The sequence below is a fragment of the Erwinia sp. TECH1 genome, from assembly GCF_054057575.1.
Window position 1 is genome coordinate 2,250,021 of record NZ_JBSRZK010000001.1, and the last position, 14,451, is coordinate 2,264,471.

The following is a 14,451-nucleotide window of genomic DNA, read 5'->3' on the forward strand; positions in this document are numbered from 1 at the left end:
CGTCTTCAGCGCGACGGCAGTCACCGTCGCGCTGGCGTGAGTCAGGCGAAAGGCCCGCCCTGAATGGTGTCGCACATGCCCTGAAGAATGCGCTCGCCGGTTTCGCTTTGCAGTTCCCGATACCACTGCTCCGTGACGGCCATATCCTTGCCGTGTGTAACGTCGCAGCGTTTGCGGGCTTTCAATACCAGATCCTTCACGCGTCCGGCGCGCCGGGCCTGATAGCGCAGCAGCGCGTCTTCAATACCCATCGAATGCGTTTGCAGGCAGTTTGCCAGCACTACCGCATCTTCCATTGCCGCGCAGCCGCCCTGACCAATATCGGGCGTGGTGCTGTGCGCCGCATCGCCCAGCAATGCCACGCGGCCTTTTACCAGCTGAGGAAACGGTTCGATATCATGGATTTCCACACGGTTGGTGGTGGCCGGATCGATCTGCGCAATCAGCTTCTGCACCGGCGCGGCCCAGCCTTGAAAATAGCGCTGCAAATCGGCGCGCAGCGTGCTGCGATCTTCCGCCAGCCCCGGCGGCAGCGGCACGTCAAAGAAAAAGTAAAAGCGGTTGTTCGCCACCGGCATCAGCGAAACGCGCTTGCCTTCGCCGACAAAGGTCGTCCACTGCCGGGCTGGCGCGATGCTTTCGTCCAGCGCCACCAGCCCGTTCCAGTTAACATAGCCCGCGTAGCGCCGCGGCACGGTTTGTCCCAGCACGTAAGGACGGACGGCGGAGTGCGCGCCGTCGCAGGCAATCAGCAAATCGCCCTGCGCCTCGCTGCCGTCGGTAAAAAAGGCCGTCACGCCCCGATCGTGCTGTTCCACGCTCGCCACGCGTTTGCCGAACCGTACCCGGTCAAAGCCATAGTGTCCCAGCAGCATGGACTGTAATTCCGCGCGCGCGACCGGGTAAGGGCGCTCGCCGGACTCGGCAATCAGCGGCGCCAGGCTGAACTGCGTCAGAGGATTGCCCGTCCGCGCATCATGATAGGCCATGGTCTGCATCATGCCGCCCAGCGCCCGCAGCTGCTCTTTCATGCCCAGATAATTCAGGCACTTCACGCCGTTGGGCCAGATGGAGATGGCCGCGCCGACGGGCTTAATTTCTTTTACCGCTTCAAATACTGCGGTTTCGATACCAAAACGCTGCAGCGCAATGGCGGTGCACATGCCGCCGATCCCCGCGCCCATAATCAATGCTTTCATCTGTTTCTCCTTCAGGCTTCCCTGGAGGCTTTGCAACTTTTGTACCAGTTGCGTCGTCCGGTTCGCGCGGGGTGAAACAATCTGAACTATACAGGCGTTATGGCGACGGAGTGCGTCCAGTCCGCGCGCCTGGTGAAACGATCGTTTCGTTAAATTCCTGCTTCAGGCTGGCGCATTGCACCAGCATGGTGATCCATCAGTGAAACAAAAGTGACGGAAAGGGCCGAAGTGTTGGCAAAGCGCTACAGAATTTGCCACAGTGGCAAAAGACCTTTTTCAGGAGAAAGCAAGATGGCAACCATAGCCTGTCTGCATGCGGCAAGAAGCAACATAGTGCTGTTTGAAGAGGCGCTGCAAGCGCTGGATTATGATGAGGTTCAGCTGCTGCACTGCGTGCAAAGCGAGCTGTTAACTCAGGCGGCAGAAGCGGGCGAAGTGACCGCCGACATTGAGGCGGCCGTCAGCCATATCCTCGACGAGCTGTGCCAGCAGGCCGATGCGGTGATCGTCACCTGTACCACGCTGGGCGTGGTGGCACTGGATCCTAAACGTTTCAGCAAGCCTGTTATTCGCGTGGACGCGGCGCTGGCGAAGGCGGCCTCGCACTATCACGGCGCGGTGCTGGTGCTCTGCACCGCCCATTCTACGCTTGCGGCCACCACGCGGCTGTTCGAGGCGTTTATTCCCGGCAGCCGTCTAGCCGTAGAACTGATCCCGCGCGCCTGGGCCTTTTTCAACCAGGGGGGTATGGATGGCTACCATCGTGAGATCGCGCACTATATTCGCGATCGCCACGAGTGTGCGCTGGGCTGTATCGTGCTGGCGCAAAGTTCGATGGCGGGCGCGGCAAAGCAGATCAATACCACGCTGGCGGTGCTGACCGGCCCGGAAACCAGCCTGCAGGCCGCGCTCGAAGCTATTCTTTAATTTTTAAGGCGTTAAAAAGAGCTAGAGCGCAGCGGCAAAGCGTTTTAAGGTGTAGCCCCACGCTTTGACAGGAAACCACTATGTTCGATTTAACGCTGTTTATTCTGCTGTTTCTGGCGGGGCTCAGCTACTTCAGCCACAACCTGACCGTCGCTATCGCTTTGCTGGTGCTGATCGTGGTGCGCATGACGCCGCTGAACGCGCTGTTCCCGTGGATTGAAAAGCAGGGCGTCACCGTCGGGATTGTGATCCTGACCATTGGCGTCATGGCGCCCATTGCCAGCGGCGCGCTGCCGACCAGCACGCTGATGCACTCCTTTCTGAACTGGAAATCCCTGCTGGCGATCGCGGTAGGCATTTTCGTCTCCTGGGTAGGCGGGCGCGGCGTCAGCCTGATGGGATCGCAGCCTACTATCGTCGGCGGCCTGCTGATCGGCACGATTATCGGCGTGTCGCTGTTTCGCGGCGTGCCGGTCGGGCCGCTGATCGCCGCCGGGCTGGTGTCGCTGTTTATCGGTAAAATGTAGCCGTCCGCAGAAAGCGTTCTCTGCTATGATGACGCTCTTTTTTTTCGCCAGGAGAAACCGGTGAGCAAGCAGGACAAGCGCAGCAAGCGCGCCAAACTCAAAGCCAAACAGGCCAACAACGCCCGCGCGCGTGGCAAACAGCTGGATGCGGTCGGCCGCAGCAGCTACGTCGCCACACCCGAAATGATCGAGCTGTTCGCCAGCCTGCCGCCGCTGGACGAGCAGGGCGATATGCCTTTTGTCAGCGACGTTTACCGCTGGTGTGACGAGGAATATGGCTTTGACGGCGATAGTGCGGAAAACGAGATGTTGCAGGTTGCCGCGCTTTGCGTGCTCTATATCCACTGGCGCACCAGCGAAGGCGCGACCTCGCTGAACCAGAACGAGATGATTGAAGCGGCTATCCGCCTGAGCGAAGAAAACGAAGCCTTTAAAACGCATTATCAGGCGGCGCGCACGCTTATAGTAAAATAGCGCTAACGGGCGTTCCGGATGAGGAAACCCGCATAACTGTCCGCGCTTTCCAATGCATTTCCGCCCGGTCGATATCAGCGGCAACGCCGACGCAAAGACGGAAACCATTGCTTTAGCGCTGGTGGAGAAATATCTGACGCCATAACCAGGGAGCAGGCAAGATGTTAATAAAAAGGGGTTCAGGCTGGCTTGGGGCGATGCTGGTGCTGCTTATGGCAGGCTGTAGCCATAAGTCTGAGGTCAAATCGCTGGTCACGCCTTATGTGCCGCCCACGCCCGTAATAAAGCCTCAGCCTGTGCGCGGCGTCTGGCTGGCAACGGTGAACCACCTCGACTGGCCGCCGCCTGCTTCTCTAACGCTTGCCGATCCCGAACTGCGCATCGCGCGACAGCAGCAGGCGCTCGTTCAGCGGCTGGATAAGTATGTGGCGTTGGGCATCAATACGGTCTTTTTCCAGGTGAAGCCTGACGGCACCGCGCTTTATCGCTCCGCGATTTTGCCCTGGTCTGCCGAGCTGACCGGGGCAATCGGCCAGCATCCCGGTTACGATCCGCTGCAGTTTTTGCTCACCGAGGCGCATAAAAGAGGCCTCAAGGTACACGCGTGGCTTAATCCTTACCGGATCACGATGAACACTTCGCCAGCCACGGTCAGTGCGCTGCAAAAAACGCTGCGTCAGTCACCGGCCAGCGTTTTCGTGCTGCATCGCGACTGGGTGCGCGTCGCCAGCGATCGCTACGTGCTGGATCCGGGACTGCCGCAGGTTCGCCAGTGGATCAACAGCGTGGTCGCCGAGCTGGTAAAAAACTATGCGATCGATGGCGTGCAGTTCGATGACTATTTCTATTATGAAACGCCCTCGTCGCCGCTGGATGACAGCCGCAGCTGGCAGCAATACGGCGCAGGCTTTGCTGATAAGGCCAGCTGGCGGCGCAACAATACGCTGCTGCTGGTTAAAGAGGTGGCGGCGACGATCAAGTCCCTGAAGCCGGAGGTGGCGTTCGGCATCAGTCCGGCAGGCGTCTGGCGCAATGCGGACAAAGACGAGCGCGGTTCCGATACGCGCGGCGGCGAGGCTTACGATCAGGCCTTTGCCGATACCCGACTGTGGGTTAAAGAAGGGCTGCTGGATTATATTGCGCCCCAGCTTTACTGGCCGTTCGAGCGGAAAATCGTGCGTTATCCCACGCTGGCGAAATGGTGGGCTGACGTGGTCGGCAGCGGCCCCGTCAAACTCTATATCGGCGTGGCGCTGTATAAAGTGGGCAAGCCTACGGCTACCGAGCCGCAGTGGGGCGAAGAGCAGGGCGTGGCCGAGCTGAAAAGGCAGATTGAGCTCAACGAGACGCAGCCCGGCGTGGCCGGAACCATTCTGTTTCGCGACGCTTTTCTTGACGAGCCGCAAACGCAGCAGGCGGTGAACTACCTGCGCAGCCGCTGGGGTAAGCAGTAAAAAGAAACGCCGCCCATAAGAGGCGGCGTTCTGTTTTTGCAGGCTGCCTAGCCCGGATAAATGCCGCGATCTTTCCTTGCCATCAAAATACGCTCACAGGCAACGATATAGGCAGCGGTACGCAGGCTGCACTCTTTTTCCCGCGCTTTGTCCCAGATATGGATCATCGCTTCGGACATAATTTTGTCCATTCGCTCATTGATCTCGCTCTCGCTCCAGAAGAAGCTGGCCATATCCTGCACCCACTCGAAGTAGCTGACCGTTACGCCGCCCGCGTTACAGATAACGTCCGGCACTACGGTAATGCCGCGCGACGCCAGCATATCGTCTGCGTCCGGGTAGGTTGGGCCGTTAGCGCCTTCCAGGATCAGCTTGCAGCTCAGTTTTTTCCGCGCGCTCACGGGTGATTTGTCCTTCCAGCGCCGCCGGGATCAGAATATCCATCGGCAGCTGCCAGAACGCTTCCGCGTCAATCGTCTGCGCGCCGCTGAACCCGGCGATATTTTTATGCGTCGCCTGCCAGTCGGTCAGCGCGGTCAGATCGATGCCTTCGGCATTGTAAAGCGTGGCGGAGTGATCCTGAACGGCCACCACCCGCGCGCCAGCGGCGACAAACAGACGGGCCGCTTCGCTGCCGACGTTGCCGAAGCCCTGAACGGCAAGGCGCGCGCCGTCCGTTTCGATATTCAGGCGACGGGCGACTTCACGACCGGTAACAAATACGCCCCGACCGGTGGCTTTTTCACGGCCCAGCGATCCGCCGAGATGCACCGGCTTGCCGGTCACCACGCCGGTAATGGTGGTGCCCTGATTCATGGAATAGGTATCCATCATCCAGGCCATCACTTTGGCATTGGTGCCCACGTCCGGCGCCGGAATATCCTTTTGCGGGCCGATCACCAGGCCGATTTCGCTGGTGTAGCGACGGGTCAGTCGCTCCAGTTCGCCTTCGGAAAGCTTAAAGGGATCGACGCGGATGCCGCCTTTGGCACCGCCGTAAGGCAGGTTCACCGCGGCGCACTTGATGGTCATCCAGGCGGAAAGCGCCATGACCTCATTTAAGTCGACGTTGGGATGATAGCGAACGCCGCCCTTGCCCGGCCCGCGCGACAGATTGTGCTGCACGCGAAAGCCTTCAAAGTGACGAATGGAGCCATCGTCCATCTGAAGAGGAATATCCACGATCAGCGCGCGTTTAGGATGGCGTAGCGTATCGACCCAGCGACTCAGCTCGCCCAGGTAGGGCGCGACGCGATCGATCTGCTGCAGGTAGGTGGACCAGGCGGTGTTGGGGCTTTCTGACGCGTAAGATAGCTTATCCATAACAATGCTTTCCTGACAGTTATAAATGCTACGAAATGATGAGGGAGCCAGTGCTTCTGACCTGAACGCGGCATAATCTAACATTAATGAGTTGTTTTTAATTCATTAAATTAATGTTAATAAGAGCACGGAAAGGTGGATCGGCTGAGGGCAGTCGAATAATTAATTACCGCATTGACCCGTAGCCAGCCTTTGTATCAGGCTTTGGGAATAATTATGCATATCCACTGCATGTAGTTCGGTACGCCTTTATTTATCAGAACTTTGAGCCGGTTCAAACTTTGCCGAAAGCCTGCCAGGCGCGCGCGCTGCACGAAAAGGTTAACGTCTGCCACATCTTTTGTTACATTATAACACTCACTTTTTCAGTACCAACGGTAAACTCACCTGCGTTTACCTTGTCTTACGCCGTATCGTTAGAATAATAACGTTTTCAATACCAAAGCCGCTTTGGTCATGCCATTCACTGCCATAACAATGACGGGACAGATGAAAAGATTGCTTTTTTTGACGCAGTATCGGGTCTGCTGCTTTATCGCCTTTTACACGGGCATTTTATTAAACCTGCCGATTTTTCTCCGCCGCTTTCATCAGCTTCACTACGACGCCCTGCTGTCGATCGCCATTGAGGTGGTCGCGGCTTTTGCGCTGGTGCTGTTTACCACGCTGCTGGCCTCGCTGGCCGGCCGGCTGCTGTTCCGTGTTCTGACTTCGCTGCTGGTGGTGTTTTCCGTGGCCGCCAGCTATTACATGATCTTTTTCAACGTCGATATCGGCTACGGCATTATCGCGGCGGTGATGACCACCGACAGTTTCGATCTGTCCAGGGAGTCGGTCGGCTGGGATTTTGGCGTCTGGCTGGGCCTGGTGAGCCTGCTGCCGCTGCTGATCCTGTGGCTCGCGCCGCTGCCGGAAGCGGCCCTGCGGCGGCGTAACGGTGGCGCTATCGCCCGGCGCATCGGCGTCATGCTGGCCGCAGGCCTCTGCTGCTGGCTGCCGCTGAAGGTGATGGGCGAGCACCAGGATAATCTGGATCGCCAGCATAACCGCATGATGGCCAGCTACGGCGGCGTGGTCGCCGGCACCTATTCGCCATCAAACTGGCTGTCGGGCATGGGGCTGCTGGCCTACAGCAGCTGGAGCCAGGCAGAAGACAGTCGTAAACTGTTCGATCCCGCCGCGCACTTTACCTATAAGCCGCCAAAAGATGCGGACAGCCTCTATATCGTGTTTGTGATTGGCGAAAGCGCGCGGCGCGATCATATGGGGGTTTACGGTTACCAGCGCGACAATACGCCTTACCTGGATAAAGAGCCTAATCTGGCTGCGCTCCAGGGTTACTCCTGCGACACCTCAACCAAACTCTCGCTGCGCTGCATGTTTGTGCGCGAGGGCGGCGCGTCGGAAGCGCCAGAGCGCACATTGAAAGAGATGAACGTGTTTTCCGTGCTGAAAAAGCAGGGCTTCTCCTCCGAGCTGTTCGCCATGCAGAGCGAGGCCTGGTTTTATAACAAAGCGCTGGCGGACGACTATGCGCTGCGGGAAACCATTCAGTCCGAAAAGCGCAACGTCGGCAAGCCTATCGACGATATGGCGCTGGTCAGCGAGCTGAAGGATTCTGTCGAGCGTCATCCGCAGGGCAAACACCTGGTTATTCTGCATACCAAAGGGTCGCACTATCTTTATACCGAGCGTTATCCGCGTAGCTTTGCGCGCTATCAGCCGGAATGCCTGGGCATTGACGACGACTGCACCACGCAGCAGATGGTTAACTCTTACGATAACAGCCTGCTTTATACCGATTACGTGCTGGAGCAGGTCTTTAACCAGCTGCGCGATCGTAACGCTATTGTGTTTTATGCTTCCGATCACGGCGAGTCGATTTCGCAAAATATGCATTTCCACGGCACGCCGCGCAATCAGGCACCGATGGCGCAGCGCAGCGTGCCGATCATGGTCTGGGCATCCGACAAATTTTTACAGCACCCCGATCACGCGGCGGCCTTTAATCAGCTGAAAAAAATGGCGCAGGATAAAACGCCGGTATTCCACGAAAAGCTGTACGACAGCCTGTTAGGCTGCGCGGGCTTTACCTCGCCGGACGGCGGTATTAATCAGTTGCGTAACTGGTGTCACGTGCCCTGAGTCAGACTGTTAACAGGCAGACTCAGGACTGCCGTAAGATTGATGACAAACGCAATGGCCTGGCGGTGCACTGCCGTTTTTGGCAGCAATACCACCGCTTCATTACGGCAAAGGGCGAGCGGAAAGCAAACGCGCATGGACGCGCGCAACGAGCCGCCACGGATGGGTTCACGGCGTTTTCGTATTCCGCTGCCGCTTTTCACCCGCTCAGGCGCGAGCGGTTGTATAAAGACTGAATAAATAATATGCAAAGCGCTCGTGTTAAAAGCGTCTGTAGACGATAAGCTACTGTCAACTTTGCCTGAAACGCCACAAGCAGGTATTCTACGGGCCATATTTACTGAGACGGTTATTGAGGTCGACATGATTATTAAACCACGCATTCGTGGCTTCATCTGTGTTACCGCCCATCCGGCGGGTTGCAAAGCTAACGTTGAAAAACAAATTGATTACGTGACCCGCCAGGGCAAAATTGCCAACGGCCCTAAAAAGGTGCTGGTGATTGGCGCTTCTACGGGGTACGGCCTTGCTGCCCGCATCTCTGCCGCCTTTGGCTGCGAAGCCGATACGCTGGGCGTGTTCTTCGAGCGTCCGGGCGAAGAAAACAAACCGGCTACCGCTGGCTGGTATAACTCTGCGGCTTTTGAAGAGCTGGCGGAAGCGAAGGGCCTGTATGCAAAAAGCATCAACGGCGACGCTTACTCAGACGAAGTAAAGCAAAAGACCATTGAGCTGATTAAACAGGATCTGGGTCAGGTCGATCTGGTGGTATACAGCCTGGCTGCGCCGCGTCGTACCCATCCAAAAACCGGCGAAGTCTTTAACTCTACGCTGAAACCGGTTGGCAAAACGCTGCACACGCGCGGCTTGAACACCGATAAAGAAACCATTACCGATATCACGCTGGAACCGGCTTCTCAGGAAGAGATCGACGGCACCGTAGCGGTGATGGGCGGCGAAGACTGGCAGATGTGGATTGACGATCTGAACGCGGCCGGCGTGCTGGCTGAAGGCGCGAAAACCACCGCCTTTACCTATCTTGGCGAGCAGATCACCCACGATATCTACTGGAACGGTTCTATCGGCGAAGCCAAGAAAGACCTGGACAAGCGCGTCCTGACTATTCGCGACACGCTGGCGGAAAAGGGCGGCGACGCGCGTGTTTCCGTACTGAAAGCCGTGGTTACCCAGGCCAGCTCTGCTATTCCGGTGATGCCGCTTTACCTGTCGCTGCTGTTTAAAGTGATGAAGGAAAAGGGCACTCACGAAGGCTGCATCGAGCAGGTTTACGGCCTGTTCAAAGACAGCCTGTATAACGCCTCACCAATTCTTGACGATGTTGGCCGCCTGCGTGCCGACTACAAAGAGCTGCAGCCAGAAGTGCAGGATGAAGTGGTGAAGCTGTGGCCGACCGTCACTAACGAAAATCTGAACGAGCTGACCGACTTCGTTGGCTACAAAACAGAGTTTATGCACCTGTTCGGCTTTGGCCTGGACGGCGTGGATTACGACGCCGACGTCAACCCGGATGTGAAAATCAAAAATCTGGTGCAGATGTAAGCGTAAAGGCGTCCTGCGGGACGCCTTTTTCTTGTTTATCGCTTTTTCAAAAAACAGACTCAGCTTCGCCAGGCCTTTATCCCGTACTGTTTACGGCTTCTGTCTCACGTATTGTTTCACCGCCCACCTCAATGTAGTGAATAAAATGCATTAATTACGCTGGTAATTAACACGTTCGTCTTATCACTTTTGCTATTAAAAAATCATCAACCCCCTGTAAATAATATGTATTTAATCCTCTGAAAAAATCATCCATCATAACTTACTAATTTATAAGGCAATAAACATAGGTGATCTTGCCGAACACGATAATTCGGCAGAAATAAAAAAACATTTTTTCGCAGAAAAATTAGCAGCGAAGCGGCAAGTAACCACCAAAACTTAAAAATAACTAATGAAAGATCCCGGAAGATCAGCGTCTTATTGCAAATAATCGGCGAGATTTTTGGTTAAATTATGCTCACTGGCTAAATAATGAGCAGAATCGATCGTCAGGATCGAAAAAGCTACGTGTACAAAATTTAACCGTGGTGGGTAATGTGTCATGGCAGGAGGAAAATAATTTAATAAGCGGTTATTTTCTTCTGCGCTTTTCAGATGAGCCTGAACCCGATCAGAAAATTTTATTTTTCTGGACGTGATTTTGCGAAGTAAATAAGCGTTTATAACGATTTTACTTTCATTTAAATTAATGGAAGGAACGTTAATCTCTGTTCGACCAGAACAGATAACTCAATGATAATTTTCGGAGGATTTATGTCTGAACTCATTACTATTACCCTAATCAATAATTCCGGTACACCCAGAGACTTTTATTTTTTTCAGGAACCGGCAAAATACACTGGCGGGGCGGAAATTTATTCTAATAGTCTGCTGCACTGTCAAATAGCATCTTATTCATCTCAGGGCACAAGCTATCAGTTTCAGCTTGAATTACAATATCATGCTGGCGTGCAGTCTTTTAAAAATACGCCGGAAGTAGGTAAGCCTTCTGGATACTACTCGGCTATTCAACAAATTGATTTAACGCCAGCAGATGGGGTTGCTGCCAGCGTTGCCACCATGACCGCACAACCGCTGGGGCTGTCACTCCCGGTCATACCGGATGCCAGTCAAAATGTTCAGCCGGGGGCTTTCAGGATTGTCGTGCCTCAGTTTGATTCTTCACTGGAAACTTATTACGGTGGTTCCGCTGTCTCGTTAAGTGACGGTACCGTGGTGCTTTCTAACTTTTCAACGCTAACGCCTAACAGCTATCTTGATTGCCAGCCCGTACTGACTTTTTATGTGGCTCTGGGTAGTTATGAGTCTGGTCAGGTAATGAATTTCACCACCTCATCTTCTGCGGCCAGCGTCGGCGTTTGCGATGCTACAAAAGGCGATACTGATTTTTATATTGAATATACATCTTCCGGCAATTTTGTCAGCAGCATTAAACGACGTCCTCATTAAAAATGACGGGCGATAAAATCTTTTGTGGTTTTATATTCCTTAATTTTCATCAATACAATGCCGGCACCCGGACAACTGGGAAGAACACTGAATGATGGTTTTTTTAATAAACAGCCTCAACGTGAGGCTGTTTGCCGCTCCGCCTGCCAATAGATTATTTCCCTGTAGTGCAAAATTACCAGATCGATATTATTCAGGCTAATAAGAGGCGTTATGAACGAACTGACTGCAATCAATGTTCTCCCGGCCCTGGTTCTTTGCGGCGTGGCTGGCATGGTCGGACAGGGCATAAGGGCCGTCGTTGGGCTAAACAAGGCTGGCGATTTTCAGGCAGATAAATTTGAACATTTTCATTTTAACGCCCCATACCTTCTGGTTACATTAATGATTGGTTTTATTGCAGGTTGTATGAGCGGATTGATCATCGGTATTGAGGACTTTATCCATCAGCTGCAGATAGATAAATTATTTGCTGTCATTTCAGCAGGCTATGCAGGGGTGGATTTTATCGAAGGTAGCCTCAACCTGCTGATAAATAAAGTAGCTCCTGACAGGCAGTCCTCGTCCGTGAATGCCGGGAAAGAAGCCGAAACCAATCCGGCAATTCCTCCCTCAACAGGAAGCGCAGGCTCGTTATCTAATGAGCAGATACCTGCAAAAAAAGCTAAAGATAATGCAGACATCGATAAGTTAAGCCATGCACTTCATCAACTCAATAGCGGTATCGACGTCCAACTCTGGGCACCCATCCTGGTGCAATATTTTGCCGAGTATGATTTTACTACCAGTCGCCGTAAGGCGGCGGCGATCGGGCAGTTTATGGTTGAGGCGGGATGCGACCTCAGTCAGCTGGAAGAAAATCTGGATTACGCTTCCGCTCAACATATTATGCTGATATACGGCAAGCATTTTAAAAACGAGCAGGAAGCAAAACTCTTTTGCCACCAGCCGGAAAAGCTGGCAAACCGCGTTTACGCCAACCGGATGGGAAATGGATCAGAAGCTTCCGGAGAGGGATATCGTTATCGTGGCCGCGGATTGATTCAACTAACAGGCAAAAACCTGTATCAAAAATTCGCGCAGGAAAAAAATATCACGCTTGATAGCGTCACGACATATTGTTCCACTCAGCAGGGCGCCGCAGACTCAGCCTGCTGGTATCTGAAAAACAATGACTGTTTGTCGCTGGCGGATCGCTGGGATTTGATCGGCATTACGAGGCGGGTAAACGGTTGGGAAGCGACAGGCGAAGATAAAAGATTTGAACTAACCGAAAAGCTGTTAAATATCCTTAATGCGGACTGAGAACGACCCTGATTTAATAACAGATTTATCAATCATACTGTAACAGGAGGTGAAAAATTTAGCCTGCGTTTGAAACGCTGGTACTTTTATTATTTACCCTTTAGCTATTTATTCTGAATACCGATATGCGGAAATAACCGCTTTATCGGCCAGACACAGAACCCCTGTCTTCTTATTGGAGAATTGCATCATGAAATTATTTAACGGTAAAAATAGCTTTGGTTTGCTTATGCTTATAAGCTTACTGGTCGTCAATAATTCCGCCTTTGCTGCCGAAACGCTTTCTTTAACTAATGGTTGTCATGAGGTTATGCCAGGTAAAAGTGATACGGGTGTGCTCTTTAAAAAATCACCAGACAATGAAAAAACAAAAATATTAAGCGCGGTAATAAAAGATGATACCAGTAAAAAACAAATTACAATTTCCAGTGCAAAATCTTCCTGCTTTTATGCAGTAAAAACAAAGCATTCCTACTGCTTAACAAGTACCGGTGACCCGAACGTTTTATCAATGGTAACAGCTGAGCCGTCAAGTAGTTCTTCTGTCAGTGCTTGTAAATAACATGATCAGATAGCTATAAAAAAGCCGGTAACGGGCGTTACCGGCTTTGATCCGTACAGGATAACTATGCGAGAGAAGCTGCCGTGCGCTCTACCAGCGCCAGCAGAAGCTTGATGTCTTCCAGCGTCACGGTTGGGTTCAGCAGCGTCATCTTCAGGCAGGTTACGCCGTTGTGTTCGGTCACGCCTACGTTGGCGCGCCCGGAATCCAGCAGCGCATCGCCGATCTTCTGGTTAAGCAGGGCGATTGCCGCATCGTCGCCCTGTTGCGGACGGAAGCGGAACAGCACGCTTGCCAGCTGTGGCTCCATCACCAGCTCCAGCGCAGGCTGTTCGGCAACCCAGGCCGCAACCTGCTGCGCCAGCGTTACACCGTGATCGATGATTTCGGCATACTGCTTCTGGCCCAGCGCTTCCAGACCCATCCACATTTTCAGCGCGTCGAAACGGCGCGTGGTTTGCAGGGATTTGGAAACCAGGTTCGGCACGCCCTGAGCTTCATCGAACTCAGAGTTCAGGTAGGCCGCCTGGTAACGCATCAGCTCGTAGTGACGCGCTTCTTTCAGCAGAAACGCGCCGCAGCTGATGGTCTGGAAGAACTGCTTGTGGAAGTCCAGGGTGATGGAATCCACCAGCTCAATGCCGTCCAGATAATGACGATACTTATCAGAAAGCAGCAGCGCGCCGCCCCATGCCGCATCAACGTGCAGCCAGGTCTCGTTTTCTGCTGCGATCTGCGCGATTTCACGCAAAGGATCGATAGCGCCCGCGTCGGTAGTGCCCGCCGTTGCGACGATAGCCAGCACCTTTTCGCCGTTGGCTTTTGCCAGCGCCAGTTTGTCAGCCAAATCCGCCGTATCCATACGCGCAAAGCGATCGGTTTTCACCAGCGTCACGGAGCGGTAGCCCAGACCCATCAGCGCCATATTCTTCTGCACGGAGAAGTGGGCGTTTTCAGAGCAGAACACTTTGATCTTGCTGAGATCGCCCGGCAGACCATCCTGCTGGACAGAGTGGCCCTGACGCGCAAAGAACGCATCGCGCGCCAGCATCAGCCCCATCAGATTGCTCTGGGTGCCGCCGCTGGTAAAGACGCCCGCGTCGCCGGCCTGATAGCCGACCTGAGCGCGCAGCCATTCAATCAGCTTCATCTCAATGATGGTGGCTGAAGGGCTTTGATCCCAGGAGTCCATGCTCTGGTTGGTGGCGTTGATCAGCACTTCCGCCGCCTGGCTAATTACCAGGCTAGGGCAGTGCAGGTGCGCCACGCACTGCGGATGATGCACAGACAGACTGTCTTTCAGGAAGTACTCGATCGCACGCTCAATGGCGGCCTGGTTGCCCAGGCCCTCCGTGGTGAAATCCAGCGCGATACGCTCACGCAGCTCGGCTACGCTTTTGCCCTGATACATCTCAGGCTGTTGCAGCCACTGCACGACGGCCTGGCTGGTCTGGGCAATAGCCTGCTGGTAGGCTTCGGTGCTCTGCGCCGAAGCTGCCAGAATAGGGTTGGACCGGGACATC

11 protein-coding genes and 1 pseudogene are annotated in these 14,451 nt (G+C 54.1%); 9 read left to right on the forward strand and 3 right to left on the reverse strand.

Features of this window, described 5'->3' with window-relative positions:
- Positions 1-41: 41 nt before the first annotated feature.
- Positions 42-1,199, reverse strand: coding sequence for an FAD-dependent urate hydroxylase HpxO (gene hpxO / locus ACVWZ0_RS10580; RefSeq protein ID WP_253454331.1), 1,158 nt, complete (start codon positions 1,197-1,199; stop codon positions 42-44).
- A 291-nt stretch (positions 1,200-1,490) separates the two neighbouring features.
- On the opposite strand from hpxO, the gene ACVWZ0_RS10585 reads away from it, so the two are divergent.
- From ACVWZ0_RS10585 to ACVWZ0_RS10600, 4 genes are all read left to right on the forward strand, one after another.
- Positions 1,491-2,126, forward strand: a complete 636-nt coding sequence (locus tag ACVWZ0_RS10585) for an aspartate/glutamate racemase family protein (protein WP_253454330.1) — start codon at positions 1,491-1,493, stop codon at positions 2,124-2,126.
- A gap of 80 nt (positions 2,127-2,206) precedes the next feature.
- Positions 2,207-2,653 carry a DUF441 domain-containing protein gene (locus ACVWZ0_RS10590; RefSeq protein WP_125290076.1) on the forward strand — a complete coding sequence of 149 codons (447 nt, stop codon included), beginning with the start codon at positions 2,207-2,209 and terminating at the stop codon, positions 2,651-2,653.
- Between the two features lie 60 nt (positions 2,654-2,713).
- On the forward strand, positions 2,714-3,127 hold the full coding sequence (locus ACVWZ0_RS10595; RefSeq protein ID WP_253454329.1) for a hypothetical protein: 414 nt from the start codon (positions 2,714-2,716) through the stop codon (positions 3,125-3,127).
- A 161-nt stretch (positions 3,128-3,288) separates the two neighbouring features.
- Positions 3,289-4,581 carry a glycoside hydrolase family 10 protein gene (locus tag ACVWZ0_RS10600; protein ID WP_253454328.1) on the forward strand — a complete coding sequence of 431 codons (1,293 nt, stop codon included), beginning with the start codon at positions 3,289-3,291 and terminating at the stop codon, positions 4,579-4,581.
- 47 nt (positions 4,582-4,628) lie between these two features.
- Here ACVWZ0_RS10600 and ACVWZ0_RS10605 read toward each other — a convergent pair.
- Positions 4,629-5,904, reverse strand: a pseudogene (locus tag ACVWZ0_RS10605) (Glu/Leu/Phe/Val family dehydrogenase).
- Positions 5,905-6,393: 489 nt separating this feature from the next.
- Between ACVWZ0_RS10605 and eptB the strand changes: the two are divergent.
- The 5 genes from eptB to ACVWZ0_RS10630 all read left to right on the forward strand — a co-directional run bounded on the left by eptB (position 6,394) and on the right by ACVWZ0_RS10630 (position 12,928).
- Positions 6,394-8,049, forward strand: a complete 1,656-nt coding sequence (gene eptB, locus ACVWZ0_RS10610) for a kdo(2)-lipid A phosphoethanolamine 7''-transferase (RefSeq protein ID WP_253454326.1) — start codon at positions 6,394-6,396, stop codon at positions 8,047-8,049.
- Positions 8,050-8,412: 363 nt separating this feature from the next.
- A complete protein-coding gene (gene fabV / locus ACVWZ0_RS10615; protein ID WP_253454325.1) occupies positions 8,413-9,609 on the forward strand; it encodes an enoyl-ACP reductase FabV in 1,197 nt (398 codons plus the stop codon).
- A 756-nt stretch (positions 9,610-10,365) separates the two neighbouring features.
- The gene (locus tag ACVWZ0_RS10620) at positions 10,366-11,061 is read left to right on the forward strand and encodes a hypothetical protein (protein ID WP_253454324.1); all 696 of its coding nucleotides are present in this window, start codon (positions 10,366-10,368) and stop codon (positions 11,059-11,061) included.
- 213 nt (positions 11,062-11,274) lie between these two features.
- Positions 11,275-12,366: a glycoside hydrolase family 19 protein gene (locus tag ACVWZ0_RS10625; RefSeq protein ID WP_253454323.1), complete on the forward strand. Its 1,092-nt coding sequence runs from the start codon at positions 11,275-11,277 to the stop codon at positions 12,364-12,366.
- Positions 12,367-12,556: 190 nt separating this feature from the next.
- A complete protein-coding gene (locus ACVWZ0_RS10630; protein WP_253454322.1) occupies positions 12,557-12,928 on the forward strand; it encodes a hypothetical protein in 372 nt (123 codons plus the stop codon).
- Positions 12,929-12,992: 64 nt separating this feature from the next.
- On the opposite strand, the gene ACVWZ0_RS10635 is transcribed toward ACVWZ0_RS10630, so the two are convergent.
- Complete coding sequence (locus ACVWZ0_RS10635) at positions 12,993-14,450, reverse strand: pyridoxal phosphate-dependent decarboxylase family protein (RefSeq protein ID WP_253454321.1); 1,458 nt, start codon at positions 14,448-14,450, stop codon at positions 12,993-12,995.
- Between the last annotated feature and the right edge of the window lies 1 nt (position 14,451).